The sequence below is a fragment of the Thermus caldifontis genome (assembly GCF_003336745.1).
In the GTDB taxonomy this organism is placed as follows: domain Bacteria; phylum Deinococcota; class Deinococci; order Deinococcales; family Thermaceae; genus Thermus; species Thermus caldifontis.
This window is the reverse complement of sequence record NZ_QGMX01000020.1, coordinates 16,908-42,336: the sequence shown is the minus strand read 5'-3', so window position 1 is coordinate 42,336 and position 25,429 is coordinate 16,908. Positions and strand designations below refer to the sequence as shown.

Genomic DNA, 25,429 nt, shown 5'->3' with positions numbered 1-25,429 from the left:
GGACGGGCCACCACCTCCAGCTCCAGTCCCAGCCCCCTAGCCTCCCCCCGCAAACCCCGGTAGCCCCAGTCCACAAAGAGCTTGCGCACCCGGGGCCACAAGGAGAGGTCCATCCCCAAAAGGGACGCCTGCCCACCCCACTTGTCGTGCTCATTGGCCGGGTGGACAAAGGCCTTCAAGAGACGGCCCCCCGTGTCCGTCAGGATCTGCCGCTTTCTCCCTTTGACCTTCTTCGCCCCGTCGTGTCCCCGGGGCCCCCCTTTTCACTCGTCTTCACCGACTGGCTGTCCATGACCAGGGCACTCGGGGAGGCATACCTCCCTTCCCGCTCCCGGTCACGACGGGCCAGAACCTGAGCTACCTTCTCCCAAACCCCTTCCTTCTGCCACTTGCGAAAGTAGTGGTAGACCGTGGACCAGTGGGGCAAGTCGTGAGGCATGGCCCGCCACTTGATACCGTTTTCCAGGACGTAAAGTATGGCGCTGACGATCTCCCTCCTCGGCACCTTAGCGGGTCGGCCACCGGGCTTGGGGGCGGGGATCAACGGCTCCAGGATGGCCCACTCCGCGTCCGACAGGTCACTGGGGTAAGATCTCCGTGTAGAAGCCACCCTTCAAGCATAGCAGACTTTTACGACAGTCTCTTACTCTTGGCCTTATGGCACTGGTTTTGGTGGCGTGTCCCCAGCAGCTTCCTCCACCGCAGGCTAACGCTTCTCCAAACGAAACCGGCCAAGCACTACAAACCTTAGCCACAGAGATTCAACAGGCCATTCAAGAGCTTGAAAACGCCTTCAAAAGCCTTTTCCCCCAGCAACTTTCTGGGCAGAGCCTTGCCTTGGGGCAGACAAGCCTTTCCGATGCCCTGGAAAACCTAGCCGAGCTCCGCTTGGAAAGCATCTTTTCTCTGAAACCTCAGGGGCTTTATCCCCTAGCCATCTCCTCCTTGCCTCGGGGAAAGGTTGAGTGCGTAGGGGGGAACTGTAATCAAGTGGGCCCCTCCGACGACTTGGAGCTGCGCTTCAAGCAACAGACCACCGACCCCTGGAACAAGGCTTTGGCGGACTGGGATGCGTCCACCAAGGGAACCCCCTCCCCCACCGTGGAAACGCATCAGCCCTGGGATACGCAGAACACCCAAGAAATGCCTACCAAGGCCTTCTTCGCCGTGGACTTCGGCGAGAACGGATCCAATGAAGGAGAAGCTACCTTCACCGCCAGCTGGCGGCCCAGCACCTGCCTGAGCGGCAAATACCTTCTGGAGCCGGTAAGCCTTACCCTGAAGGGCTTCCTAGACCACCCTAACGGTAGCCAGCGCTTGGCGGACCTCACCAATCTCAGCGTCACCACTAGCGCTACCCGCTTGGCCCTAGAATGGAATCTCAGCCTTTTGGCCCAAGGAAATAACAGCGCCCTCCACACCGAGGGCCAGGTGGTGGTAAACGGCAGCTCCACGCCGGGGGCTTGCGGCAACCTGCTGGAAAACTTCAACGCTTCCTCGGGTGAGGTTTCCGTTGATCTGAGCACCCGTAACAGCTCTTTGCACCTCGGTTTCCAGGTGACCCAAGTGGAGGAAAACACCGGGCGCATTCACATCCAAAACGGGCTCTTGCGGGTGGACAGCAAGGTGGTGACCTTTGAGGGCATCCTGGACGACCAAAACCACAACTGTGTCCCCGGGGAGAACCTAACCCTGCACTTTGCTGGGGACCAAACCATGAGCTTGGAAGACTTCCTCATTCAGCACATGGGTGCCCAGCCTTGTAACCAGCCATAAGCCTTTACCCTCCTCCATGCCCCCGGCTTGAAGCCGGGGGCTTTTGCTAGGATAAGGGGGATATGAAGCGGATTCTCCTCTTCCTTACCCTTTCTCTAGGCCTCTCCCTGGCCCAAGCGCCCGCCTACCCGGAAAACACCCTGGGCCTGGGGTATGCCCCGGACAAGGGCCTGTACCTGCAAGGAAGCGCCCTTTTGCCCTTTAGCCCCTTGGGGATTGACACCGGGCTGGACCTGCAGGCCCTCCTTTCGCAAAACCCCGAGGTCTTCGCCTTTTTCAAAGCGAACCTCTTCCCCGGCCTAGTCCTGGCCGACCTCTACACCTCGGTGGGGCTGGGGCTGGACCTCCGCTACCCCTTTGGCGTGCACCTGGGGCCGGTGGTGAGCCTCGAGGTGCCGGGGGGTGCCCTTTCCGCCTATGGGGGACTGGGCTACCAAGGGGGCTTCCACCTGGCCTGGGGGGCAGGCTTCAGGTTCTACCTGGAACCCCTGGCCCTGGAGGTTTCCGCCTCCGACCGGTACCCCTTCCTCCTAAGCCTCCTCTACCTTTGGTAACCCGTGCGGCGCCTTCCCCTGGTTCTCTTCTCCCTCCCCGCCCTCCTCACCCTGGGGGTTTTCATCCTCTACCCCTTTTTGGATGTGATTCGCTTTTCCACCTGGGAGTGGTCGGGGCTTTCCGAGCCGAAACCGGTGGGGCTAAAAAACTACCAGGATCTCCTGAGGGACCCCGCCTTCTTTGGAAGCCTCTTTGTGACCCTGAAGTTCATGCTCCTGGCCCTGCCCCTTTTCGTGGGGCTTTCCCTGGCCTTGGCGGTGGCCTTGGAAGGAGCCCCCTACGAGCGCCTGGCCAAAAGCCTCCTCTTCCTGCCCGGGCTGGTGACCCTGGGCGGGGCCACCTTGAGCTGGTACACCCTCTTCACCCCCGAGTACGGGGCCCTGGCCCAGTTCCTGCCTATCCCTCCGTGGGACCGGGAGGGGTTTTGGGCTTTGGTGATGGTGGTCCTCTTCACCCTCTGGCGGCACCTGGGGTATGGGGTCCTGGTGGCCTCGGCCCGGCTTAAGGCCATCCCCAAAACCCTTCTGGAGGCGGCCTATGTGGACGGGGCAGGGCCTCTTGAAGCCTTCCGCCACGTGGTCCTCCCCCTCATGCGCCCGGCGGTGGCCTTTTTGGTGGTGGTGGGTACCATCCTCTCCTTGCAGTCCTACTCGGCGGTCTTCCTCCTCACCCGGGGCGGGCCCTACGGGGCCACCCGGGTGTTGGGCTACTACCTTTACGAATCGGGGTTTGAGAACTTCCGGTTGGGCTACGCTGCCGCCGTCACCGTGGTCATCCTCCTCCTCACCCTCTTCTTCGCCTACGCCCAGCTAAGGCTGTTGCGTCACGGGGAGGAGTAGCGGTAGCGGTTTAGGCCCTGAAGATGGGCCTCAAAATCGGTGCTTAGGAAAAGCTGCCCTCGAGCGTGGAAAAAGTAGAGGTAAGGCCGCCCCTGGGCGTCGGTGCGTACGGGGTTGAGCACCGCAAGGAGGGCCGCCCGCCCGGGGTTGCCGATGGGCCCCGGGGGAAGCCCGGCATAGCGGTAGGTGTTGTAGGGGGAGTCGTGGGCGAAATCCCCCGCCTTCCGGGAAAGCTCGGGTAGCCGCTTGCCTAGGGCGTAGGCCACGGTGGGATCCGCCTGTAGGGGCATGCCCCGTTCCAGCCGGTTCAGGAAAACCCCGGCGATCTTGGGCATCTCCTCGAGGCTCCCCGCCTCCGCCTGGACGATGGAGGCCAGGGTCACCCAGGCGTGAACGGAAAGCCCCCTCTCCCCCAAAAGGCGCTTTACCGGAGGGGTAAGCTCGGCCTCAAAGCGGCGCAGGAGGGCCCGAAGCACCTCCTCGGGGGTGGCCAACAGGTCAAAGGTGTAGGTGGCCGGGAAGAGGTAGCCCTCCAAGGTCCTTCCCTCCACGTAGGGGGGGCGCAGGGCGCCAGGCTCCTGGACGAGCCTTAGGAAACCATCCCCATCCAGGCCTGCCTGGGAAAGCCTTCTGGCGTAGTCCACCGCCCTTTCCCCTTCGGGGAAGGCGAGGGTCACCGTAAGGGGCTTCTCTCCTCCCGTAAGGGCCCGGGCCAGGCGGAAGGCCCCCTCCCCCTTAAGGCGGTAGACCCCGGGAACCAGCCTCTTGGCCCGCCCGGAGAAGCGGAGGTAGGCGGAAAAGAGGTGTCCGGAGCGCAAAAGCCCCGCCTCCTCCAGGATCCTCGCCACCTCCTGCCCGGTGGCCCCCCGGGGGATGCGCACGGTGGCCTCCCTCCCCGTGGGACCCAGCAGCCAAAGGGCGTAGAAGAGGAGGAGGGCGAAGGTGAGGAACAGGGCCACCACCCCCCGCCAAAGCCAGCGCCTAGAGCCTTCCCGCAAGGTAGTCCTCCAATAGCACCACGGCGCTCATCTCGTCCAGGCGGCCCTTCTCCTGGCGAACTCGCTTGGGGGCGTGTTTTAGGCGCCTGGCTGCCGCCTGGGTGGTGTAGCGCTCGTCCAAAAGCTCCACCTCCACCCCCTTGGCCCTAAGCGCCTCCACCAGGGGAAGGACCCGCTTGGCCTGGGCGCTTTCCTTGAGGTCGGTGCGCAGGGGAAGGCCCACCACCAGCTTCCCCACCCCCTCCCGGCGCACGAAGTCCAGGAGGGCCGCCACATCCTCTTCCAGGCTTTTCCGCACCAGATAGCCCCGACCAAAGGCGAAGGGGCTTCCTTCCTCCCCCACCGCCAAGCCGATCCTGGCCTCTCCCACATCAAGCGCGCCCAGACGCATACGGCACGCTACGGTCCGCCAAAACCACCCCCAGGTAGAGAAGGGCAACCCCAATGGCCCTTCCCACCTCCTCGAGGCCCACCACCCCGAAGCGGTTCAAGGTGCTGGTGGAGGCCAACGCCAAGGCCGCCAGGAAGATGAGGGCCGTGCCCTGGGCCCTAAGGAGGTTTTTCCGCCAGAAGAGCAGGGTGGTATAGAGGGCCACCCCCGCCATCAGCACCGTGCCCAAAAGGTTAAAGGGAATGGTCCAAAGCCGAGGCGAGGTAAGGCTGGGCTCAGGAAAGGCCTTGCCCGAGGGGGCATAGGGGAAAGGAAGCTGGGAAAAATCCAAGGGCGTTGCCAGCACCAGGTAGAGCCCATACAGGATGAAGGGAAGAAGCACCCAAAGAAGCCCCCGGGCCGCCCTCGGGTTCAGAAGGGCCAGGCTCCCCAGGCCCAAAAAGGTCACCCCGTGCATGGCCCCGGCGAGGTACCAAAGCCGGTAAAGAAGGGGGTTCCAGGCCCCTAGGAGCTTGGCCAAAAGCTCGGCGGAAACCGCCAGGGCAAAGAGGAGAAGGCCCAGGGAGTAGAGGGCGTTATGCAGGGAAGGGCGCATGCGGTAGCGCCCAAAGGTGAGGCCGAAAAGGGCCCAGGAGAGGGCCACAGCTAGAAGGCTAAGGGCTAGTGCCATGGCGCCATTTTACCCCAGGATACGGGGAAGGGGTTTAAGTACCTTCCCCGTAAAATACCCCCATGCCTGCACCCATCCGTATCCATCTGACCCCTGAGGAGGACCGGCTTCTCCTGCAGCTGTCCAAGGACCCCGGCGTCCACCCCAAGACCCGCAAGTGGGCCCTGATGGTGCGCCTTGCGGGCACGGGGTGGACGGCACCCAGGATTGCCCGCTTCCTGGGCCTTGACCCCACGGGGGTGCGCCAGGTGTTGCGCCGCTTCCTCCGGGAAGGACTTCCAGGCCTGGCCTATCGCAAACCCCCAGGGGCCAAGGCCAAGGTGACGGATGCTTTGGCCGAAGGCCAAACACATTTGCGTAAGCAAGAGGAGATACGGGCCTTCCTGAGGACCTGCCTGGCGGAGGAGCGGACATGGACCATTTCCCAGCTGCGGGAGGCGGTGTGGGAGCAGTTTGGCCTGTGGTTGGGGCACAATACCCTTCACCGGCACCTGCGGGGCATGGGGTACGTGTGGAAGCGGACGCGGTACGTGCCGGCGGGCAGGCCCAGTCCCGAGGAGGAGGCGGAGTTCAGGAGGGCGGAGGCGGAGGCAAAAAGGGGGCAGAGGCTGGGGTGATGGCGGTGGGGTACATGGACGAGGCGGGCTTTGCCCTTTCCCTTCCTCCGGCGTACACCTGGGTGCGGCGGCGGGAGAGCAAAGGGGTGCCACGGGTGCGGGGGAAAGGGGGTAGGCTGAACGTGCTGGGGCACCTGGTGTGGGACGGGGAGGGGTGGCGGCTTTGGTACGCCCTGTGCCGGGGGAAGGTGGGTGGGGCGGAGGTACGGGCCTACCTGGACCGGGTGGCGGAGGGGCTAGGAAAGCCTTTGCGACTCTTTTGGGACCATGCTTCCTTTCACCGGAGCAAGGAGGTGAGGGGTAGGGTGGAGGATTGGGGGAGGAGGGGGTTGGGGCTAGGGTACCTACCGCGGTACTCTCCGCACTGGAACCCCATGGAGACGGTGTGGCGGCGGGTGAAGGGGTATTTGCTGCCGAGGAGGCACTACCGGGACCTTGATGAGTTGGAAAAGGCGGTGCGGTTGGCCCTGCAGGCCCTAGGGGGAGTGGAGGTGGTTTTCTAAGGGGAAGGCACTTAATACCACCCCACCCTGGCTTGGGCCAGGGTGGGGCCCCAGAAAGGCCCAATCGCGGGAGTACCTGACGAGGGAAATGGGTAACCCTACCCCACTTCGCAACTAGCCCGTGGCCACGTGGGTTCCGGTACGCCCTTTCCCCAAACCAAGGGAGCGAGAAAGGATTTCGGCCCTAGGGCAAGAGGTGGGGAAGGGCCTCCCGCGCCTTCTCGGGGGATAGCCCACCCCCTTGGGCCAAGGCCCCCTTCCCACCCCCCCGGCCCCCAGCCCGCTCGGCGAGGGCCCGGAAGAGGGCCCCCGCCTCGAGGCCCCTTTCCTGGGCCCTGGGGGAAAGCTTGAGCACCGCCTGGCCTCCGCTCAGGACCAGGGCCACATCCGCTCCCCGTTGCACCAGATCGTCCGCCGCCTGGCGCAAGGCGGCCATGTCCACCCCGGGAAGCTCCAGCACCCCGTAGCGCAAATCCCCTTTCTCCAAGAGGGCGAACTCCTTCTTAAGCTCCGCCTGCACCAGGCGTGCTTTGAGGCTTTCCACCTCCTTCTCCTTGGCCTTGAGCTCCTGCAGGAGCTTTTCCAGGCGCTCCTCCAGCTTTGCCTCCCCCACGGAAAGCCGCTCGGCCAAGGCCCTAATCCGGTTGAGGCCACCCCGGGCGAAGCGCACCGCCCACTCCCCGGCCACCGCCTCCAGGCGCCTCACCCCTGCGGAAACCGCCTCCTCCTTCTGGATGAGGAAGGCCCCGATCTCCCCCGTGCGCCGCACGTGGGTGCCCCCGCAAAGCTCCTTGGACTCCACCCCGGGCAGAGGGCTTCCCTCCACCCGCACCACCCGCACCACCTCCCCATACTTCTCGCCGAAAAGGGCCATGGCCCCCTCCCGCTTGGCCTCCTCCAGGGGCAGATAGCGCCAGGTGACGGGGAAATCCGCCATGATCCAGCGGTTCACCAAAAGCTCAATCCGCTCCAGCTCCTCTTCCTTGAGGGGCTCGGGGTGGGTGAAGTCAAAGCGCAGCCGGTCCGGGGCCACCAGGCTTCCCGCCTGGCGCACATGGGGGCCCAGGACCGCCCTCAACGCCGCATGGAGGAGGTGGGTGGCGGTGTGGTGGCGCTCCGTATCCCGGCGGGCGGGGTCCACCACCGCCCGCACCCTTTCCCCCACCCGCAAGGTCCCCTCCTCCACCCTGGCCCGGTGCAGGAAGATCCCCTTTTCCGTCTTAAGGGTGGTCTCCACCCTGGCCCGGCCCATGGGCCACTCCAGGTGGCCAAAGTCCCCGATCTGCCCACCCCCTTCCGCATAGAAGGGGGTCCGGTCCAAAACCACCTGGACCTCGGTGCCAGGGCCCGCTTCCTCCAGGCTTTGGTCCCCGGCCAAAAGGGCCAAGACGGTGGCCTCCCCTTCCAGGGTCCCGTAGCCCAGAAACTCCGTGGCCCCCCTTTCCGCATAGAGCTCCTCCAGCACCTGGGCGCTTTTCTTGAAGATCTCCCGCTCAAAGGCCATGGCCGCCCGGGAGCGCTCCTGTTGCTCCTCCATGGCCCGCTTGAAGCCCTCGGTGTCCACGCCAAAGCCCCTCTCGGCGGCGATCTCCACCGTAAGGTCCAGGGGGAAGCCGTAGGTGTCGTAAAGGCGGAAGGCCTCCGCCCCCGGCACCACCTCACCCGGCTTGAGGCCCGCAAGCAGGGTGTCCAGACGCCTGAGGCCCCCTTCCAGGGTTTCCAGGAAGCGTTCCTCCTCGAGGCGGATCTGCTTCTCCACCGCAGGCAGGTTGGCCTGCATCTCCGGGTAGAAGTCCCCCAGAACCTCGGCCACCACCGGGGCCAGGCGGTGGAGGAAGGGGTCTTGCAGGCCCAAAAGGTAGCCATGCCTCAAGGCCCGGCGAAGCAGGCGGCGGATCACGTACCCCCGGCCGGTGTTGGAGAAGGTCACGCCATCGGAAAGGGCCGCCACCACCGCCCGGACGTGGTCCGCGATCACCCGGTGGCTCACGGATGCCTTCCCCTCGTAGGGCTTACCGCTCCAAAGGGCCACCCGCTCGATGATGGGGTAGAAGGTGTCCGTGCGGTAGAAGTCCTCCACGTCCTGCAGGATGGCCGCCACCCGGTACAGGCCCATGCCCGTGTCGATGTTCTTCTGGGGCAAGGGCTTCAGGATGCCGGGGCCGGGAATGGGGCCTTGGCGGTCGTACTGGGTGAAGACCAGGTTCCAGATCTCCACGAACCGGTCCCCGCTTCCCGTGTTGGGACCCGTCTCGTCGGGGGTGCCGAAGGCTGGGCCCCGGTCAAAGAAGATCTCCGAACAGGGGCCCGAAGGCCCATTGGGCCCATGGGTGATGGCCCCGCCCGGCCAGTAGTTCTCGTCCTCCCCAAAGCGGCCAATCCTTTCCTCAGGCACCCCCACCAGGTCCCGCCAGATGGCGTAGGCCTCGTCGTCGTCCTCGTAGACCGTGACCCATAGCCGATCCGGATCCAGGCCCAGCCACTTGGGGTCGGTGAGGAACTCCCAGGCCCAAAGGATGGCCTCCTTCTTGAAGTAGTCCCCGAAGGAGAAGTTGCCCAGCATCTCGAAGAAGGTGTTGTGCCGGGCGGTTCTCCCCACGTTCTCTATGTCTCCAACCCGGAGGCATTTCTGGCAGGTGGTGATCCTTCGCCACTCCTTGCCCCCGAAGATGGGCTTGGCCCCCAGGAAGTAGGGCTTTAGGGGGGCCATGCCTGCGGAGGTGAAAAGCAAGGAGGGATCGTTTTCGGGGATGAGGCTGAAGGAGGGCAGGCGCAGGTGCCCCTTGCCCTCGAAGAAGGACAGGTACTTTTCCCGGATCTCCGCCGTGCGCATGCCTTTGATTATAGGCGGTAAGCTAAGGCCATGACCGTCCAGATGCGCCGCTACCGGTTGAAGGAAGGCGCCAAGGAGGCCTTTCAAAAGGTGTTCCTCGAGGTCATCGTCCCCTTGCGCCAGGCCACGGGCTTCCAGGTGTTGGGGGCCTACTGGATCGGGGAGCGGGAATTCTTGTGGTTCGTGGGCCACGAGAACTTCGCCGAGGCGGAAAAGGCCTACTACCATCACCCCGAAAGGCAGAAGGTGGACCCCAGCCAGTTCCTGGAGGAGATGGAAACCCGTTTTGTGGAAAGGCTTCTTTAGCCCCTTCTCTGTAGGCCCCTCCACACCCCGCCCTGCGCCCAGGGGGTAAGCTTGGAGGCGTGGAGCTTTTTCGCCTGGTCCTCCGCAACCTCTTGGCCCGCCCCGTGCGCAGTTTCCTCACCCTCTTGGGTGTGCTCATCGCCACCACCAGCATGGTCCTCTTCCTCTCCTTCGGGGAGGGCTTAAGGCGCTCCTTGGCCCAGGAGCTATCCCGGGTGGGCCCTGCCATCCAGATCGTCCCCGAGGGCATGGAGGGGTTTGGGTTTTCCGGCTACCCCGAGATCACCCCCAAGGAGTACGGGCTGGCCCAGGAAGCGGGCAAGGAACTGGGCGTGCGGGCCATCATCCCCACCCTTTTCCTAGCCCGGGGCGGGTTTGACCCCCAGAGTAGCTTCTTCTTCCAGGGCCTACCCGAGGGCGTGGCCCCGGACCTCCTCTACCCCGGGGTAAGGCTCCAGGCTGGAGGGCTCCTCCCCTCGGAAAGGGGGGCCATCGTGGGGGGCAAGGTGGCCAAGCGAAGCCAGCTTGCCCTAGGAAGCCCCCTCAGGCTTTCCCCCCGGGTGGAGCTTAAGGTGGAGGGCATCCTGGAGGAAAGCGGGGGGCTTGCCGATAACCTCATCTTCGTGCCCCTGAAGCCCCTCCAGGAGGTCTTGGGCACGGAGAACTACACCGCCTTGCTGGTGGCCCTAAACCCCGGGCAGAAGGCGGAGGAGGTGGCCCGGGCCCTCGAGGCCAGGCTCCCTGGCCTCAAGGCCCAGACCACCGGGGACGTGATGCGCTTTGCGGAAAGGGCCCTGCGCATCAGCGACCTGGTGCGCTTCGGCATCAGCCTGGTGGCCTTGGTGGTGGGGGGGCTTTTGGTGGCCAACACGGTGATGATGTCCGTGTACGAGCGCACCCGGGAGTTCGGGGTCATGCGGGCCCTCGGCGCCAAGCGGGGCTTCATCTTCCGGCTGGTGGTGCTGGAGGCCCTTCTCCTGGCCTCCTTCGGGGGGCTCCTGGGCCTGGCCCTGGGAAGTGCGGTTTCCCAGGCCATCAACCTCTACACCCTGGACCAGGTGGGCCTTGCCCTTTCCGCCGTCACCCCAAGGCTTTCCCTCTTCGCCCTCCTGGTGGCCCTGGGGCTTGGGCTTTCCGCAGGGCTCCTTCCCGCCTACCACGCCAGCCGCATACCCGTGGTGGAAGCCCTGGGGAGGGTCTGATGCCGCTACGCCTTGGCTTTGCCGTCAGCCTTTGGAAGGATGGGGAAGCATGAGCCTCTTGCGAGCGCAAAACCTCGGCAAACGCTACCGGCAAGGCGATAGGGAGGTGGTGGCCCTGGAAGGGTTCACCTTCGCCTTCCCCCAAGGGAGCACCGCGGTGGTGGGGCCTTCGGGTAGCGGCAAAACCACCCTCCTTAACCTCCTGGCCGGCTTTGACCTGCCCACGGAAGGGGGGGTCTACCTGGGGGAGCTGGCCTTGCACCGGCTTTCCGAGGACCAAAGGGCGGAGGTGCGCCTCAAGCACATGGGCTTTGTCTTTCAGCAGTGGAACCTGATCCCCACCCTCACCGCCTGGGAGAACGTGGCCTTCCCCCTTTTCCTGGCTGGCCTTCCCCCAAGGGTCCGCAAGGAAAAGGCCCTGGATCTTTTGCAAAGGGTGGGCCTTCTGGAAAGGGCCCACCACCTGCCAAGCCGCCTCTCCGGAGGGGAGCAACAACGGGTGGCCCTGGCCCGGGCCCTGGCCCTGGACCCTCCCATCCTCTTCGCCGACGAGCCCACGGGCAACCTGGACGCCGCTTCCCGGGAGCAGGTGGCGGCCCTCCTCTTTGAGGCAGGGCGAAAGCGTACCCTGATCCTGGTCACCCACGACCTGGAGCTGGCGAGCCAAGCAGACCGGATACTGCACCTAAAGGGTGGGCAGCTCCAGGCCGTTGAAGAACTAAATGTTCCGCAAAGCTAGCACCTCGAGGGCAGGCTGACGATTCCCGTCGCAACTGATCCGCCGAGGGGCGGCAAGAAAGCGGAGCTCATAGCCTAACCCTTTGTACAGATCCACGATGCGTTTTGTGGCTTGGTTTGAGATAACCACTGGGCCAGGGTGTGAGGAAAGCAACTCGGCCAGGTCCACTTGGTCTTGCCAAGAAAAGCCATCGGGAGCATACTTGGTGAACTCCACATCGTAAGGAGGGTCTGCGTAGACAAAATCCTCCGGCTCTAAGCTCACTTGGCGGAAGTCTAAAGCCGTGAGCTCAAAACGGGCAAAAAGCGGCTGGTAATCACGAAAGTCACGCCTATAGGTGATGGTCTTGTATTTTCCGAAGGGAACGTTGAACTCCCCCTTTTTGTTAAAGCGGCAGAGGCCGTTGTAGCCCGTACGATTCAGGTAATAAAACAACTCTGCGGCTTCCTTGGTAGCCCATAGGCCTTCCCGTATCAAGTCGTTAAAGCGTTTTCTGTGTGTATAGTACAGGTTCTTATCGTTGGCGAGGGGTATGTCCACCACCAAACCCCTTTGAACCCACCGATAAAAGTTTATCAAGTGGGGGTTGGCATCGTTCAGGCGAGCCTTTTCGGGCAGAAGGCCCAGGGTTACGGCCATACCGCCCACAAAGGGTTCCACCAACGTGCGATGACGATGCAGGCCATATATCTCGTTAAGGTAAGGAACCAACCAACGCTTACCCCCCGCCCACTTGAGGGGAGGCGGCAAACCCCCCTCCTCCCCTGAACCCGTCTTCGCTGGAAAGAGCAACGGGAGACTCATCTTCCAAAAAACTCCCGCAACCAAGTTTCCAAAAAAGCTTCGTGCACAAAACCCTCTGTCAAGGCCCACCTATAGACTTTTCTATTAAAACCACTCCCTCCAAGCACCACCACAGAGTGAACCCCAAAAATACGGTCCCTTCTCGCCTCTTCTGCCGAACGAAATAGCTTGTCTTCGGCTGTGCCCGAGCTGGTTTGCCATTTGCATTCAATAAATAGATAGGGGCGGCCCTCGGAGTCCAATACCGCCACATCAACCCTGCGGTCTCGGTCTCGTACTACACTCCCATGGGGAGAAAGATACTCGGTTTCTACACGAAAGCGTTTTTCAAGCCCCATCTCTGAGATCACCTTCTCCACAAGGAGCTTTACCCTCTCCCGAAAAACCTGACCCGAGGCCGACATGACCCCATTTTACCCCAGGGACATCTGACCCCTTTTCTTGAGGGAGAATAAGCCCTATGGGCAAGCGGCTCGTGGTGATCGGTGGGGTGGCGGGCGGGGCCTCCGCCGCCGCCAAGGCCAAGCGGGAGAACCCGGACCTCGAGGTGGTGGTCTACGAGAAATCGGGATGGGTTTCCTACGGGGCCTGCGGCCTGCCCTACGTGCTTTCCGGGGAGATTCCCCGTCTGGAAAAGCTGGTGGCCCGGACCCCGGAGGAATTTCAAAAGCAAGGGGTCCAAATCCACACCCGCCACGAGGTGGTGGACGTGGACCCGGAGCTTAAAACCCTTACCGTCTTTGACCACCAGGAGGGCCGCACTTTCCACGACCGGTACGACCACCTGGTGCTGGCCACCGGGGCCAAACCCACCCTTCCCCCCATCCCGGGCACGGAGCAGGAAGGGGTCTACACCCTAAGGAGCATGGAGGATGGGGAGAGGATCCTTAAGGCCCTGGAGGGGGCCAAACGGGCTGCCATCCTGGGGGCAGGGTACATCGGCCTCGAGGTGGCCGAGGCCTTCCGCAAGCGGGGCCTCGAGGTCACCCTCCTGGAGCTCAAGGACCGCCCCCTACCCCACTGGGATGGGGAGGTGGGTCATCTTCTAAGGGAGGAGCTGGAGCGGCACGGGGTGGAGGTCTGGACCGGGGTAAAGGCGGCGGCCTTCAGGGGCCAGGGCCGGGTGGAGGCGGTGGAAACCTCGGAAGGGGTGGTGCCCGCCGACCTGGTCCTGGTGGCCACGGGGGTCAGGCCCCACACCCTTTTGGCCCAGGCCATGGGGGTGGCCTTGGGCCCCACGGGGGCCATCGCCACCGACGAGAGGATGCGCACCAACCTGGAAGGTGTCTACGCTGCCGGGGACGTGGCGGAAAGCTTCCACCAGGTGCTGAAGCGCCCCTACTGGCTTCCTCTGGGGGACGTGGCCAACAAGCATGGCCGCACCGCCGGGGCGGCCATCGCCGGCAAGGAGGCCCGCTTCGCCGGGGTGGTGGGCACGGCCATCTTTAAGGCCTTCGGTTTGGCGGTGGCCACCACCGGGCTATCCCAGGAGGCCGCCTCAAGGGAGGGCTTCCAGGCCAAGAAGGTCTTCATCCAAAGCCGGGACGGGGCCCATTACTACCCGGGAAGCCAGCCCCTTTGGGTGGAGCTCATTTATGAGGATGGGACGGGAAGGCTTCTGGGTGGGGCGGTGGTGGCCCATGGGCACGGGGCCCTGCGCATCGATGCCCTGGCCGCCCTCCTGCACCAAGGGGGCACGGTGGAGGACCTGCTGAGCCTGGACCTGGCCTACGCCCCGCCCTATAGCCCCGTCTGGGACCCCCTTCTCATCGCCGCCCAGCAAGCCAGGTAACCCCAAAGCCAGGCTGGGGTCCCCCGTAAATCCCCGACAAGGGTGTAATACCACCCCACCCTGGCTTGCGCCAGGGTGGGGGCCCCGGAAAGGGCCTCCGGTAGGCGTCACCTCGTTGGGGCTTAGCGAAGGAAAAAAGAGGAAAGGGTATAAACCGGTGTAGTTAAGAGGGGAAAACACCATCAAGGGGTGTTAAGCCTCTTGCCTTACACCCTACACTGTAACTTCTCCCAGCTCCAGACTGGGCTTGGGAGGTGAGGGATGGATCCCTTAAGCATGCTGACCCCCGAGATGCGGCAAGAGGCGGAGGAGCTTAGGCGGGAGTGGGCCACCAACCCCCGTTGGAAGGGGGTGAGGCGGGACTACCGCCCCGAGGACGTGGTGCGGCTTCGCCCCAGCGTGAAGGTGGAGTACACCCTGGCCAAGCGAGGAGCGGAAAGGCTCTGGCAGCTTCTGCACGAACGGCCCTACGTGCACACCTTCGGGGCCTACACCGGGGCCATGGCGGTGGAGATGGTGCGGGCCGGGCTGGAAGCCATCTACCTCTCCGGCTGGCAGGTGGCCGCCGACGCCAACCTGGCCTGGCAGACCTACCCCGACCAGTCCCTCTACCCCTATAACTCCGTGCCCCAGATCGTGAAGCGCCTCAACAACGCCCTGATGCGCGCCGACATGATCGAGCGCTCCGAGGGCAAGGTGACCCGGGACTGGTACGTGCCCATCGTGGCCGACGCCGAGGCGGGCTTTGGCGGGGCCTTGAACGTCTTTGAGCTCACCAAGGCCATGATTGAGGCGGGGGCCGCCGGTATCCACTACGAGGACCAGCTGGCCTCGGAGAAGAAGTGCGGCCACCTGGGGGGCAAGGTCCTGGTGCCTACCTCCCAGCACATCCGCACCCTGCAGGCCGCCCGCCTGGCCGCAGACATCATGGGGGTGCCCACGGTGATCATCGCCCGCACCGACGCCGAGGCCGCCACCCTGATCACCAGCGACATCGACGAGCGGGACAGGCCCTTTATCCTGTCCGGGGAGCGCACCCCTGAGGGCTTCTACCGGGTCAGGAATGGCCTCGAGGCGGGGATCGCCCGGGCCCTGGCCTACGCCCCCTACGCCGACGTCATCTGGATGGAAACCTCCAAGCCCGACCTGGAAGAGGCCCGCAAGTTCGCCGAGGCGGTGAAGAAGGAGTTCCCGGATAAACTTCTTGCCTACAACCTCTCCCCCTCCTTCAACTGGAAGAAGTTCCTGGACGACGAGACCATCGCCAAGTTCAACCGGGAGCTGGGGGAGATGGGGTACAAGTTCCAGTTCATCACCCTGGCGGGCTGGCACACGGTGAACTACTACACCTGGGAGCTGGCCAAGGGCTACAAGACCCGGGGCATGCCCGCCTTCGTGGAACTCCAGCAGAAGGAGTTCCTGGCCCAGGCCCAGGGCTTCACCGCCGTGAAGCACCAGCGGGAGGTGGGGGCGGGCTACTTCGACGAGGTGGTCCTGGCCCTCACCCAGGGGGAGGCCTCCACCCTGGCCCTCAAGGGCTCCACCGAGGAGGCCCAGTTCAACGAACCCGTGCACTGAGGCCAGGCCTTTCGCCCCTTCCTACCGCCCCCAAACCGGGGGCGGTTTAATCTGGGTAGGCTGTAGCCACACCGGGGCTGGTATAGTGTAATCACCATGTCGGATGCGAATACACCCTGGTTGCGCTATCTGGAGGAGCTCCGCCCTCACCTCAGGGGCCGGGACCACCGGGGCAAGCGGGGCTCCTTGCGCTGGCTGGAAGCCCTTATGACCGAACGGGGGGGCAAGGCGGGGACGGTGCGCAACATCCTCTACAAGGACCTGGGAAGCCCCGAGGAGAAGGAAAGGCTTTACGGGGTCATCGCCCAGCTATACCAGGAGGCGGGCCTCCCACCCCCCCCTCCCCCGGCGGAGCTTTTCCTAGAAAGCGCCCGCAAGACCCTGGGCCGGGACAAACGCCGTATCTTCCGCCGTTTCCTGAAGGAACTGGAGGCCGGAGGTAAGCCTCAGATGGTGGTGGTGGGGGGGCCGGCCACGGGCAAGGGGGTTCTCTTGGCCGCCTTAAGCCGTGCCCTCTCCGCCCTGCCGGGAAAGGAACCCTTTCTCCTCAACCTGGGGGGGGAACTGGCCCAGGCCCTGGTCCCCTTGGCCGAGGGCTTGGGGGCAGGGGAGGAGGTGCGGTCCCTTCTGGCCCAGCTTTCCCCCACCCAGCCCTACATCCTGCAGGGGGCCTTGGAACAGGAGGTCCTGACCCTTTTGGCCCGGGGCCTGAACCGGGAGGGGCGCCCCCTCCTCCTGCGGGCCGAGGCGGAGGGCACCCTGGAAGGCCTCCCCCTGCGGGGCCCGGACGGCACCCAAAGGGGGCTTGCGGCCTGGCTGGAGCCTTTCCTAAAGGCCTTGACCATCCCCTACGTGGCGGCCTTAAGCGAGCCACCCCCCACCCTGCCCCACCAACCCCTTTCCCCCCCGAGCCGGGAGGAGGCCCGGCGCTTCGTGCGGGAGCGGCTTCCCCACCTGTCCCCGGAGAGGCTAGAGGCTTTGGTGAACCAGGCGGGACGCAACTTCGGGGAGCTTTCCCGCTTGGTGCTTCTGGAAGCCGCCAAGCACGATCCCCAAACCCCTTTGCAAGACGACCCAGCCCTCAAACCCCTGCTCCTGGCCCTTTCCGCCTTCAGCCCCGAGGCCGATCCCGCCTTCCCCGCAGAGCTCTTGGAAAAGGCCCTGGGCAAGCCTCTGGAACGCCTTTCGCAAGCGGAAAGGGCCCTTTTGGACTGGGTAGGGGAAGGCCTGGTGCGCCCCACCTTAAGAAGCCTCCTCCCCCAGGAGGCCCCCAAGGAGCTCCACCGCCTGGCCCTCTCCTTCTTCCCTAAGGAAAACCTCTTCCGCAAGCTGCATCACGCCTACAAGGCGGGGGAGATCCGGATACTTTTGGATCTTCTGCAGGAGGACCCTGCCCGGCTGGCCCTCCTTCCCGGGCTCTGGCAGGAAGCCCAGGCCTGGCCCCGGGAGGACCTCGAGGCCCTGGCCGCGGTGGTGGTGCGCTACCGGGCCGTCTTGGGCCAGTACGCCCACCCCGAGGCGGAGGAGGCCCTCCGGGTGCTCTCCGAGGCCCAAAGCCCCTCCTTGCGCACCTGGGCCCGCATCAAAAGGGCGGAGGCCAAGGCGGACGCCGCCCTTTACAAGGAGGCGGAGGAACTCCTCCCCCCCAAGAAGGACCTCACGCTCCTGAACGAAACCGCTCAGGCGGAAGGGCTTTTGGTCATGGCGGCGGTGGAGCGCTGGAAAGGGGATTACGAGAAGGCGGCCCGGTTCGTAGAGGAGGCGCAAGGGCTTCCCGTGGCCCCCTTCCTCCAGGACCGGGTACACCTGTGGCGGGGCCTGGTGGCCAAGGACCTGGGCCGCTACCGGGAGGCCTTGGAGGCCCTTTCCCAGGTGGGCCACGACCCCCTCCTTCTGGGAAGGGCCCGCTACCAGATGGGGGACCTCCTCATGCGCCTAGGAAGCCTCGAGGCCAAGCCCCGCATGGAGGAAGGCCTAAAGGCCCTGGAGGAAGGGGGTGCCCCTAAGGACGAGGTGGCCCGGGTAAGGGCCCGCTACGCCACCCTCCTGCGGCGCCTGGGCCTCTACGAGGAGGCGGGCAAGGCCATAGAGAGGGCCCTGGCCGAAGCGGAGGACCCCTTCACCCGGGCCCGGGTGGAAAGCGAGGCCGGGATCCTCGAGGCCGCCCGGGGCCGCCCTTTTGCCGCCCTACGGCTTCTGGTTTCGGCCGAAGCCTACTTTCGCACCACTAGGGAAAGGCCCAAGGAGGCCCGCTACCGCCACCTGCGCACCCTCTTCCGCCTAGGAGCCACCTATCTTCTCCTGGAGGCCGGCCAGCCCTACCGCCCCCCCTTCCTTGGGGGCCTTACCGCCCCCACCGCCTTCCGCCTTCTTCAGGACCTCCTGGCAGAGATTCCCGAGGAGCCCACCGAGCGCTATACCGCTCTCCGCCTGGACACCCTTAGCCTCCTTTCCCTCCTCCTGCCCCCGGAAGAGGGCAAGGCCCTCTTAAAACCCCTCCTTCCCCTGAAAAACCCCTACCTGGAAGCCCAGGCCCGCCTGGGCTATGCGGAGGCCCTGGCCCGGGGAGGCTGGTTTGGGGAGGCCCTGGCCCAGGTGGTGGCCCTGCCTCCCCTCGAGGACCCAGGCCTCCTGGCCCAAGCCCGGGCGGTGGAGATCCTGGCCCTTTTGGGCCTGGGGGAGAAGGAGGCCGCCTGGCAAAAGGTTCTGGAGGTGAGGAAAAGCCCCCTTCCCGAACCCCTTCGCTTCCAGCTGGGCCGGGCCCTGGGCCGCTTCTGCCCCGAGCTACAAAGCCGCCTGCCCCCCTCCCCCCTGGCCCTCCCCGAGGCCCTGGGCTTCCACCTGGCAAATCCCGACTAAATCACTATACTTTAGGGGGTGAAGGGTCTATACTCTTACTGCGAATGGGTCGCAGTAAGAGCCCGACCCAGCATCAGGAGGCAGAACGATGAACCAGCTAGAAATCCGCGACCTCTGGGCTTCCATTGACGGCGAGACCATCCTTAAGGGCGTGAACCTGGTGGTCCCCAAGGGCCAGGTGCACGCCCTCATGGGCCCCAACGGGGCCGGCAAGAGCACCCTGGGCAAGATCCTGGCCGGGGACCCCGAGTACACGGTGGAACAAGGGGACATCCTGCTGGATGGGGAGAGCATCCTGGACCTCTCCCCGGACGAGAGGGCCAAAAAGGGCCTCTTTCTGGCCTTCCAGTACCCGGTGGAGGTGCCGGGGGTGACCATCGCCAACTTCCTGCGCCTGGCCCTCCAGGCCAGGCTGGGCCGGGAGGTGGGGGTGGCGGAGTTTTGGACCAAGGTGAAGAAGGCCTTGGAGCTTCTGGAGTGGGACGAATCCTACCTCTCCCGCTACCTCAACGAGGGCTTCTCCGGCGGGGAGAAGAAGCGCAACGAGATCCTCCAGCTCCTGGTCCTCCAGCCCACCTACGCCGTCTTGGACGAGACCGACTCCGGGCTGGACATCGACGCCCTCAAGGTGGTGGCCCGGGGGGTGAACGCCATGCGGGGCCCCAACTTCGGCGCCCTGGTGATCACCCACTACCAGCGCCTCTTGAACTACATCGTCCCCGACCGGGTGCACGTGATGATGGACGGGCGCATCGTGGCGGAAGGGGGCCCGGAGCTGGCCCTGGAGCTGGAGGCTAAGGGCTACGAGTGGCTTAGGGAAAGGGTAAAGGAGGGGGCATGAGCGAGGTAGACCTGAAGGCGCTGGGCGAGGAGTACAAGTACCACTTCGTGGACGAGGTCAAGCCGGTCTATATAGCCGAGCGGGGCCTCACCCGAAGGGTGATCGAGGCCATCAGCTACCACAAGGGGGAGCCCGAGTGGATGCGGAAGTTCCGCCTGCGGGCTTTGGAGATCTTCCAGAAAAAGCCCATGCCCACCTGGGGCCCCGATCTTTCCGGCCTGGACCTGGACAACCTGGTCTACTACGTGAAACCTGCGGAAACCCGGGACGCCAAAAGCTGGGAGGAAATCCCCGAGGAGATCCGCCGGACCTACGAGCGCCTGGGCATCCCCGAGGCGGAAAGGAAGGTGCTCGCCGGGGTGGGGGCCCAGTACGACTCGGAGATGGTCTACCACCGGGTGAAGGAGGAGCTGGAGCGGCAGGGGGTCATCTTCGTGGCCATTGAGGAGGGGATGAAGAAGTACGAGGACCTCTTCAAGGAGTACTTCGCCAAGGTGGTGCCCCCGGAGGACAACAAGTTCGCCGCCCTGAACTCCGCCGCCTGGTCCGGGGGCTCCTTCGTCTACATCCCCCCGGGGGTGAAGGTGGAGCTCCCTTTGCAGGCCTACTTCCGGGTCAACACCCCCGAGTTCGGCCAGTTTGAGCGCACCCTGATCATCGTGGACGAGGGGGCCGAGGTGCATTACATCGAGGGTTGCACCGCCCCCATGTACTCCAGCGAGTCCTTGCACACCGGGGTCATTGAGATCGTGGTAAAGCGGGGAGCTAGGAGCCGCTACACCACTATTCAGAACTGGTCCACCAACATGTACAACCTGGTGACGCAAAGGGCCTTGGTCTATGGGGAAGCCTTCCACGAGTGGCTGGACGGCAACCTGGGCTCCAAGGTAACCATGAAATACCCCTCCAGCTACCTCCTGGAGCCGGGAGCCCGCACGGAGATCCTCTCCATTGCCTTTGCCAAGACCGGCCAGCACCAGGACACCGGGGCCAAGATCCTCCTGGGAGCTCCCCACACCTCGGGCACCATCGTTTCCAAGAGCATCTCCAAAGGGGAAGGCCGGGCCAGCTACCGGGGCCTGGTGAAGGTGCTGGACGAGGCCAAGCACGCCAGGGCCAACGTGGAGTGCGATGCCCTTCTCATCGACCCAGAAAGCCGCACCGACACCTATCCCTACATCGAGATCGAAGAGGACACCGCCCACGTGGGCCACGAGGCCACGGTGTCCAAGATGGACGACGAGCAGATCTTCTACCTCCAGACCCGGGGCCTTAAGGAGGACGAGGCCGCAGCCCTCATCGTGCGGGGCTTCATTGAACCCATCGCCAAGGAGCTGCCTTTGGAGTATGCGGTGGAGCTCAACCGGCTCATCGAGCTGGAGATGGAGGGCTCCGTAGGCTGAGGGTCCCCGTCAAGAGCCTTAACCTTGGCGCTAGGAGGATTCATGCAGGTACTGGACAAAACGCAGGTGGAAACCATCTCCCGGGCCCTAGGGGAGCCGGGCTGGGTGCTGGAGAAAAGGCTAAAGGCCCTCGAGGCCTTCGCCCGTCTGCCTTACCCCAGCAAAAAGGAGGAGGCCTGGCGCTACACCGACCTTTCCGAGGCCCCCCTGGAAGGGGAGGTGGAAACCCCCAAGGGGCTTAGGCTTTCCCGGGACGAGCTTCCTGAGCTGGTAAAACACCGCCTGGAGAGGACCGATGTTTCCGGTTTTCTGGTCTTCGTGGGGCCGGATTTGGTCTACGCCGAGGTCCCCGAGGAGCTTTTGGCTAAGGGCCTGGTCTTCACCAGCCTGGCGGAGGCCCTTAAGGCCTATCCCGCCAAGGTGGAGGCCACCCTGTTCCAGGGGGTGTACACCGAGGACAAGTTCGCTGCCCAAAACGCCGCCTTCTTCACCCACGGGGCCTTCCTCTACGTGCCCGCGGGGCTGGAGGTGGAAAAACCCCTGGGGGTCTTCAAGGTGCTGGAAGGGGGCAAGGCCTCGGCGGGCCGGAGCCTCCTCTTCCTGGAGGACAACGCCCAGGCCGCCTACATAGAGGAGTACCTTTCCCCCGATCTTTCCCCCACCCTGCATCTTTCCGCCACGGAGATGGTGCTAAGGCCCGGGGCGCGGCTGCGCCACGCCCACGTCCAGACTTTTGGCCACGGAGTCTGGCACTTCCACCGGCAAAGGGCTCTACTGGAGCGGGACGCCTCCCTAAACGACCTGGTGGTGAACCTGGGTGGGCGCTACGCCCGGAGCGAGGTGGCCTCGGAGCTATTGGGCCCGGGGGCGGAAAGCGAGATGCTGGGGCTTTACTTTGGCCACGGCCAGCAGCACTTCGACCATTACACCCTGCAGCACCACGTGGAGCACCATACCCGAAGCGACCTTCTCTACAAGGGAGCGGTGAAGGACGAGGCCCGGGCGGTCTTCTCCGGCCTCATCAAGCTGGAACGGGGGGCCCAGAAGACCGACGCCTACCAGGCCAACCGCAACCTCATCCTCTCCCCCACCGCCCGGGTGGATTCCATCCCCCAGCTGGAGATCGGGGCCAACGACGTGCGGTGCACCCACGGGAGCACCACCGCCCCCGTGGACGAGACGCAGCTTTTCTACCTCCAGTCCCGGGGCCTATCCCGCAGCCTGGCCCAGGAGCTTTTGGTCAAGGCCCACCTGGCGGACGTCCTCACCCGCATTCCCCTTAAGGCCCTAAGGGCTCACCTCGAGGCGGTGATCGAGGAAAAGGTTAGAATCTAAGGCCATGTGGACCCCGGTAGCCAAGCTGGGCGATCTGGAAAACGGCAGGCTGGTGGTCAAAAGGCCCGAGCACAAGAAGCCCATCCTCCTCCTCTACACTGGGGAGGAGGTCTTCGCCCTGGAGGACATCTGCACCCACGATGACGGCCCCCTCCACGAGGGGGAGGTGGAAGACAGCCAGATCCTCTGCCCCCGGCACGGGGCCCGCTTTGACCTGAGGACGGGCCGGCAGACCCTCCCTGCCCCCAAACCCGTGAAGGTCTTCCCCGCCAGGCTCGAGGGGGAGACCATCCTCCTGGACCTTTAGGCCACGCCTTTCCCCTGGGCCCCAAGGAAAACCTGGGGGTCTTTGTCCTTGACGTCAGGAAGGGAGAGGGGGTAAGGTGGGAATACCCACCCCACCTGGGGTGGGGGGAGGCGAAGGATGCTGAAGCTCAAGGTAGAAGGCATGACCTGCAACCACTGCGTGATGGCGGTAAAGAGGGCCCTCATGAAGGTGCCTGGCGTGGAGAGGGCCGAGGTGAGCCTGGAACGGGGCGAGGCCCTGGTGGAGGGGAAGGCGGACCCCGAGGCCCTGATCCGGGCGGTGGAGGAGGAGGGGTACCGGGCCGCCTTGGCGGGTTAAGGAGGCCCTGTGCCCCGCGACCACCTTCACCTGGATCCCAAGGTGCGGGAAGAGGCTAGAAAGCGCCTTCTCTCGGCCAAGGGCCACCTCGAGGGCATCCTGCGCATGCTGGAGGATCCCCACGTCTACTGCGTGGACGTGCTCAAGCAACTCAAGGCGGTGGAGGGTGCCCTGGACCGGGTGGGGGAGATGGTCCTAAGGGCCCACCTGCGGGACCACGTGGCCACCGCCCACGAACGGGGGGATGTGGAGGAGATTGTGGAAGAGCTGATGGAGGCACTTAAGTACCGTTAAAGCCAACCCATCCGGTCCTTGAGCGGATGAGGGGATCTCCCAAGTGAAAGCAGGGGGTTTGCGCAAGGCAAGAAGGGATCTAAAGCCATGGCACTGGAAGTAAAGGTAGGGGTAAAGGGCATGACCTGCGCCGCCTGCGTGGCGCGGGTGGAAAGGGCCTTGAAAAGGGCCCCAGGCGTGGAGGAAGCCCGGGTCAACCTCACCACCGAGGAGGCCTTTTTGCGGCTACAAGAAGGCGTGAACCTAGCCGAGGTGCTCAAGCGGGTGGAGGAGGCCGGCTACGAGCCCGTGGTAGCCCGGACGGAAATCCCCATAAGGGGCATGACCTGCGCCGCTTGCGTGGCCCGGGTGGAGCGGGCCTTGAAGAAACTGCCTGGGGTCCTTTCGGCAAACGTCAACCTGGCCACGGAAAAGGCCCGGGTGGAGTACCTGCCGGACACCGTGACCCTCCCCCGCCTGCGCCAGGCCATCCGGGAGGCCGGCTACGAACCCCTGGAGGTAGCCCAGGAGGAAAGGAAGGCTCCCGCTTACCCCACGGATCTCCTTATCGCCTTGCCCTTTGCCTTCCTCACCCTCCTTCTGGCCATGGGGCCCATTCTCCTTCCCCTCCCCCACGTTCCCCCTATCCTCCAGGTCCTCACCGCTCTACCCGTGCTCTATGCGGGCCGGCGTTTCTTCCGCCAGGCTCTGGCCGAGGTGCGCCACCGGGCTTTGGGCATGAGCACCCTGGTGGCCCTGGGGGCGGGAAGCGCCTACCTTTACTCCTTTTTGGTCCTTCTCTTCCCCACCCTCTTCCCCGAAGAGGCCCGCCACCTCTATTTGGAAGCGGGAGCGGTGATCCTGGCCCTGATCCTCCTGGGCAAGCACCTGGAAGAAAGGGCCAAAGGCAAAGCCTCGGAGGCCATCCAGAGGCTCCTCGCCTTAAGGCCCAAGACCGCCCGGGTGGTGCAGGAGGGGGAGGAAAGGGAAATTCCTGCCGAAGCCCTCATCCCCAACGACCTGGTGCGGGTGCTTCCTGGGGAGCGCATCCCCGCAGACGGGGTGGTGGTGGAGGGCTTCAGCCATGTGGACGAGGCCATGCTCACCGGGGAGCCCATCCCCAAGGCCAAGGGACCAGGGGATGAGGTGGTGGGGGGAACGGTGAACGGGGAAGGCCCCCTCCTCATCCGGGTAAGCCGGGTGGGGGAGGCCACGGTCCTGGCCCAGATGGCCCGCCTGGTGGAGGAAGCCCAGGCCTACAAGCCCCGGGTGCAGGAGGTGGCGGACCGCATTGCCAGCGTCTTCGTGCCCATCGTGCTCCTCATCGCCTTGGCCACCTTCGCGCTTTGGCTCCTCCTGGGGCCTGGTCTCTCCTACGCCTTTGTGGCCCTTCTTTCCGTGCTCCTCATCGCCTGCCCCTGCGCCATGGGCCTCGCTACCCCGGCGGCCATCGCTGTGGCCACGGGCAGGGCAGCCGAAATGGGCCTCATCTTCCGCAAGGGCCAAGCCATAGAAGGCCTGGCCCGGGCGGATACCGTGGTCTTGGACAAAACGGGGACCCTCACCCAAGGAAAACCCACCCTCACGGAAACCCTTGGGTTCGCCCTGAAGCCCGAAGAGGCCTTGCGGCTTGCCGCCGCCTTGGAGCGAGGGAGCGAGCACCCCATCGCCAAGGCGGTTCTAGAAGCGGCCAAAAGCCTTCCCCTACCCGAGGCCGAGGGGGTGCGGGTCCTGCCCGGGGAGGGCATCGAGGGGGTGGTGGAAGGGAGGAGGCTTTACCTGGGAGGTCCGGCCCTCATGGAGCGGCTCAAGGTGGCCCTTCCCGAGGAGGTCCAGGAGCTATCCCAAAAGGGCTACACCCCCCTTTACCTGTCGGATGGGGAAAACCTCCTAGCCGCCTTTGGCGTCTTTGACCCCCCCAAGCCCGAAGCAGAGCGGGTGGTGGCCGCCTTGAAGGCCCTGGGCCTCAAGCCCGTCCTCCTCACCGGGGACCACCCCATCCCGGCAAGGCGGGTGGCCGAAGCCCTAGGAATCCAGGAGGTCCTGGCCGGGGTACGCCCTGAGGGCAAGGTGGAGGCCATACGGCAACTTCAGGCTCAGGGGCGGAAGGTGATCTTCGTGGGGGACGGGATCAACGACGCCGCCGCCTTGGCCCAGGCGGATGCGGGCATTGCCCTGGCCACGGGCACGGACATCGCGGTGGAGGCAGGGGATGTGATCCTGCTTTCGCCCAGTCTCTGGGGCCTGGTGCACGCCATCCTCCTCTCGCGGCGCACCTTGAGGACCATCTACCTCAACTTCTTCTGGGCCTACGCCTATAACCTCCTCCTCATCCCCGTGGCGGCAGGGGTCCTCTACCCCTTCACCGGGCTTCTCCTAAACCCCATGCTGGCAGCTGGTGCCATGAGCCTCTCCAGCCTCTTCGTGCTCACCAACTCCCTGAGACTGAAAGGATTCCAGCCGCGGAGCTTAACCGGGGCTTAACCAACC

25 protein-coding genes are annotated in these 25,429 nt (G+C 64.7%); 17 read left to right on the top strand and 8 right to left on the bottom strand.

Annotated elements, in window-relative coordinates; translation table 11 throughout:
* Together DK874_RS12070 and DK874_RS10345 are read right to left on the bottom strand one after the other, a co-directional pair.
* Positions 1-203 (bottom strand): hypothetical protein (locus DK874_RS12070; protein WP_369126467.1); only part of this gene is annotated, 203 nt, incomplete at its 3' end.
* Complete coding sequence (locus tag DK874_RS10345) at positions 200-610, bottom strand: IS5 family transposase (protein ID WP_114313949.1); 411 nt, start codon at positions 608-610, stop codon at positions 200-202. The genes DK874_RS12070 and DK874_RS10345, both read right to left, overlap by 4 nt.
* Before the next feature lie 380 nt (positions 611-990).
* On the opposite strand from DK874_RS10345, the gene DK874_RS10340 reads away from it, so the two are divergent.
* From DK874_RS10340 to DK874_RS10330, 3 genes are all read left to right on the top strand, one after another.
* Positions 991-1,776, top strand: a complete 786-nt coding sequence (locus tag DK874_RS10340) for a hypothetical protein (RefSeq protein WP_162798781.1) — start codon at positions 991-993, stop codon at positions 1,774-1,776.
* A 62-nt stretch (positions 1,777-1,838) separates the two neighbouring features.
* Positions 1,839-2,330 (top strand): bioflim formation protein, encoded by a 492-nt coding sequence (locus DK874_RS10335; protein ID WP_114313947.1) that lies wholly within the window; start codon positions 1,839-1,841, stop codon positions 2,328-2,330.
* Positions 2,331-2,333: 3 nt separating this feature from the next.
* Positions 2,334-3,170, top strand: coding sequence for a carbohydrate ABC transporter permease (locus DK874_RS10330; RefSeq protein ID WP_114313946.1), 837 nt, complete (start codon positions 2,334-2,336; stop codon positions 3,168-3,170).
* Here the strand turns inward: DK874_RS10330 and mltG are convergent.
* From mltG to DK874_RS10315, 3 genes are read right to left on the bottom strand one after another with little or no spacing between them, the layout of a single operon-like run.
* Positions 3,155-4,168: an endolytic transglycosylase MltG gene (mltG, locus tag DK874_RS10325; protein ID WP_162798780.1), complete on the bottom strand. Its 1,014-nt coding sequence runs from the start codon at positions 4,166-4,168 to the stop codon at positions 3,155-3,157. The genes DK874_RS10330 and mltG overlap by 16 nt on opposite strands.
* On the bottom strand, positions 4,152-4,559 hold the full coding sequence (gene ruvX, locus DK874_RS10320) for a Holliday junction resolvase RuvX (protein WP_114313945.1): 408 nt from the start codon (positions 4,557-4,559) through the stop codon (positions 4,152-4,154). The genes mltG and ruvX overlap by 17 nt, the downstream gene beginning before the upstream one ends.
* Positions 4,540-5,229 (bottom strand): hypothetical protein, encoded by a 690-nt coding sequence (locus tag DK874_RS10315; protein WP_114313944.1) that lies wholly within the window; start codon positions 5,227-5,229, stop codon positions 4,540-4,542. The genes ruvX and DK874_RS10315 overlap by 20 nt, the downstream gene beginning before the upstream one ends.
* A gap of 62 nt (positions 5,230-5,291) precedes the next feature.
* On the opposite strand from DK874_RS10315, the gene DK874_RS10310 reads away from it, so the two are divergent.
* A protein-coding gene (locus DK874_RS10310; RefSeq protein ID WP_114313943.1) for an IS630 family transposase occupies positions 5,292-6,349 on the top strand; the annotation gives its coding sequence in 2 pieces (ribosomal slippage) (positions 5,292-5,820 and positions 5,820-6,349; 1,059 coding nt in all).
* Between the two features lie 184 nt (positions 6,350-6,533).
* Here the strand turns inward: DK874_RS10310 and alaS are convergent.
* Positions 6,534-9,182 (bottom strand): alanine--tRNA ligase, encoded by a 2,649-nt coding sequence (gene alaS / locus DK874_RS10305; RefSeq protein ID WP_114313942.1) that lies wholly within the window; start codon positions 9,180-9,182, stop codon positions 6,534-6,536.
* Between the two features lie 30 nt (positions 9,183-9,212).
* Here alaS and DK874_RS10300 point away from each other — a divergent pair, with 30 nt between their 5' ends.
* The 3 genes from DK874_RS10300 to DK874_RS10290 are packed head-to-tail and all read left to right on the top strand — an operon-like array spanning position 9,213 to position 11,429.
* A complete protein-coding gene (locus tag DK874_RS10300; RefSeq protein ID WP_114313941.1) occupies positions 9,213-9,488 on the top strand; it encodes an NIPSNAP family protein in 276 nt (91 codons plus the stop codon).
* Between the two features lie 59 nt (positions 9,489-9,547).
* Positions 9,548-10,690 (top strand): ABC transporter permease, encoded by a 1,143-nt coding sequence (locus tag DK874_RS10295; protein WP_114313940.1) that lies wholly within the window; start codon positions 9,548-9,550, stop codon positions 10,688-10,690.
* Between the two features lie 49 nt (positions 10,691-10,739).
* Positions 10,740-11,429 carry an ABC transporter ATP-binding protein gene (locus tag DK874_RS10290; RefSeq protein ID WP_114313939.1) on the top strand — a complete coding sequence of 230 codons (690 nt, stop codon included), beginning with the start codon at positions 10,740-10,742 and terminating at the stop codon, positions 11,427-11,429.
* On the opposite strand, the gene DK874_RS10285 is transcribed toward DK874_RS10290, so the two are convergent.
* Both DK874_RS10285 and DK874_RS11680 read right to left on the bottom strand, forming a co-directional pair.
* Positions 11,409-12,233 carry a DNA adenine methylase gene (locus DK874_RS10285; protein WP_114313938.1) on the bottom strand — a complete coding sequence of 275 codons (825 nt, stop codon included), beginning with the start codon at positions 12,231-12,233 and terminating at the stop codon, positions 11,409-11,411. The genes DK874_RS10290 and DK874_RS10285 overlap by 21 nt on opposite strands.
* Positions 12,230-12,637 carry a PD-(D/E)XK nuclease superfamily protein gene (locus tag DK874_RS11680; RefSeq protein WP_162798779.1) on the bottom strand — a complete coding sequence of 136 codons (408 nt, stop codon included), beginning with the start codon at positions 12,635-12,637 and terminating at the stop codon, positions 12,230-12,232. Before DK874_RS11680 ends, DK874_RS10285 begins: the two co-directional genes overlap by 4 nt.
* Positions 12,638-12,693: 56 nt before the next feature.
* On the opposite strand from DK874_RS11680, the gene DK874_RS10280 reads away from it, so the two are divergent.
* From DK874_RS10280 to DK874_RS10235, 10 genes are all read left to right on the top strand, one after another.
* Positions 12,694-14,025 (top strand): FAD-dependent oxidoreductase, encoded by a 1,332-nt coding sequence (locus tag DK874_RS10280; RefSeq protein WP_114313937.1) that lies wholly within the window; start codon positions 12,694-12,696, stop codon positions 14,023-14,025.
* A gap of 261 nt (positions 14,026-14,286) precedes the next feature.
* Positions 14,287-15,603, top strand: a complete 1,317-nt coding sequence (gene aceA / locus DK874_RS10275; RefSeq protein ID WP_114313936.1) for an isocitrate lyase — start codon at positions 14,287-14,289, stop codon at positions 15,601-15,603.
* 96 nt (positions 15,604-15,699) lie between these two features.
* Complete coding sequence (locus DK874_RS10270) at positions 15,700-18,462, top strand: ATP-binding protein (protein ID WP_114313935.1); 2,763 nt, start codon at positions 15,700-15,702, stop codon at positions 18,460-18,462.
* A gap of 88 nt (positions 18,463-18,550) precedes the next feature.
* Complete coding sequence (sufC, locus tag DK874_RS10265; RefSeq protein ID WP_114313934.1) at positions 18,551-19,303, top strand: Fe-S cluster assembly ATPase SufC; 753 nt, start codon at positions 18,551-18,553, stop codon at positions 19,301-19,303.
* On the top strand, positions 19,300-20,706 hold the full coding sequence (gene sufB / locus DK874_RS10260; protein ID WP_114313933.1) for a Fe-S cluster assembly protein SufB: 1,407 nt from the start codon (positions 19,300-19,302) through the stop codon (positions 20,704-20,706). The genes sufC and sufB overlap by 4 nt, the downstream gene beginning before the upstream one ends.
* A gap of 42 nt (positions 20,707-20,748) precedes the next feature.
* Positions 20,749-22,041 (top strand): Fe-S cluster assembly protein SufD, encoded by a 1,293-nt coding sequence (gene sufD, locus DK874_RS10255; protein WP_114313932.1) that lies wholly within the window; start codon positions 20,749-20,751, stop codon positions 22,039-22,041.
* Positions 22,042-22,045: 4 nt separating this feature from the next.
* On the top strand, positions 22,046-22,348 hold the full coding sequence (locus tag DK874_RS10250; RefSeq protein WP_114313931.1) for a Rieske (2Fe-2S) protein: 303 nt from the start codon (positions 22,046-22,048) through the stop codon (positions 22,346-22,348).
* A gap of 117 nt (positions 22,349-22,465) precedes the next feature.
* Positions 22,466-22,666 (top strand): CopZ family metallochaperone, encoded by a 201-nt coding sequence (locus DK874_RS10245; RefSeq protein WP_114313930.1) that lies wholly within the window; start codon positions 22,466-22,468, stop codon positions 22,664-22,666.
* A 9-nt stretch (positions 22,667-22,675) separates the two neighbouring features.
* Positions 22,676-22,960, top strand: coding sequence for a metal-sensitive transcriptional regulator (locus tag DK874_RS10240; RefSeq protein WP_114313929.1), 285 nt, complete (start codon positions 22,676-22,678; stop codon positions 22,958-22,960).
* Positions 22,961-23,047: 87 nt separating this feature from the next.
* A complete protein-coding gene (locus tag DK874_RS10235) occupies positions 23,048-25,423 on the top strand; it encodes a heavy metal translocating P-type ATPase (RefSeq protein ID WP_114313928.1) in 2,376 nt (791 codons plus the stop codon).
* Positions 25,424-25,429: the final 6 nt, after the last annotated feature.

Bases quoted from the DNA above. Each gene is read 5' to 3' on its own strand.
- DK874_RS10335 (WP_114313947.1), top strand. From the start codon at position 1,839: ATGAAGCGGATTCTCCTCTTCCTTACCCTTTCTCTAGGCCTCTCCCTG.
- ruvX (WP_114313945.1), bottom strand. From the start codon at position 4,559: ATGCGTCTGGGCGCGCTTGATGTGGGAGAGGCCAGGATCGGCTTGGCG.
- DK874_RS10315 (WP_114313944.1), bottom strand. From the start codon at position 5,229: ATGGCACTAGCCCTTAGCCTTCTAGCTGTGGCCCTCTCCTGGGCCCTT.
- alaS (WP_114313942.1), bottom strand. From the start codon at position 9,182: ATGCGCACGGCGGAGATCCGGGAAAAGTACCTGTCCTTCTTCGAGGGC.
- DK874_RS10300 (WP_114313941.1), top strand. From the start codon at position 9,213: ATGACCGTCCAGATGCGCCGCTACCGGTTGAAGGAAGGCGCCAAGGAG.
- DK874_RS10290 (WP_114313939.1), top strand. From the start codon at position 10,740: ATGAGCCTCTTGCGAGCGCAAAACCTCGGCAAACGCTACCGGCAAGGC.
- DK874_RS10285 (WP_114313938.1), bottom strand. From the start codon at position 12,233: ATGAGTCTCCCGTTGCTCTTTCCAGCGAAGACGGGTTCAGGGGAGGAG.
- DK874_RS11680 (WP_162798779.1), bottom strand. From the start codon at position 12,637: ATGTCGGCCTCGGGTCAGGTTTTTCGGGAGAGGGTAAAGCTCCTTGTG.
- DK874_RS10280 (WP_114313937.1), top strand. From the start codon at position 12,694: ATGGGCAAGCGGCTCGTGGTGATCGGTGGGGTGGCGGGCGGGGCCTCC.
- aceA (WP_114313936.1), top strand. From the start codon at position 14,287: ATGGATCCCTTAAGCATGCTGACCCCCGAGATGCGGCAAGAGGCGGAG.
- DK874_RS10270 (WP_114313935.1), top strand. From the start codon at position 15,700: ATGTCGGATGCGAATACACCCTGGTTGCGCTATCTGGAGGAGCTCCGC.
- sufC (WP_114313934.1), top strand. From the start codon at position 18,551: ATGAACCAGCTAGAAATCCGCGACCTCTGGGCTTCCATTGACGGCGAG.
- sufB (WP_114313933.1), top strand. From the start codon at position 19,300: ATGAGCGAGGTAGACCTGAAGGCGCTGGGCGAGGAGTACAAGTACCAC.
- sufD (WP_114313932.1), top strand. From the start codon at position 20,749: ATGCAGGTACTGGACAAAACGCAGGTGGAAACCATCTCCCGGGCCCTA.
- DK874_RS10250 (WP_114313931.1), top strand. From the start codon at position 22,046: ATGTGGACCCCGGTAGCCAAGCTGGGCGATCTGGAAAACGGCAGGCTG.
- DK874_RS10245 (WP_114313930.1), top strand. From the start codon at position 22,466: ATGCTGAAGCTCAAGGTAGAAGGCATGACCTGCAACCACTGCGTGATG.
- DK874_RS10235 (WP_114313928.1), top strand. From the start codon at position 23,048: ATGGCACTGGAAGTAAAGGTAGGGGTAAAGGGCATGACCTGCGCCGCC.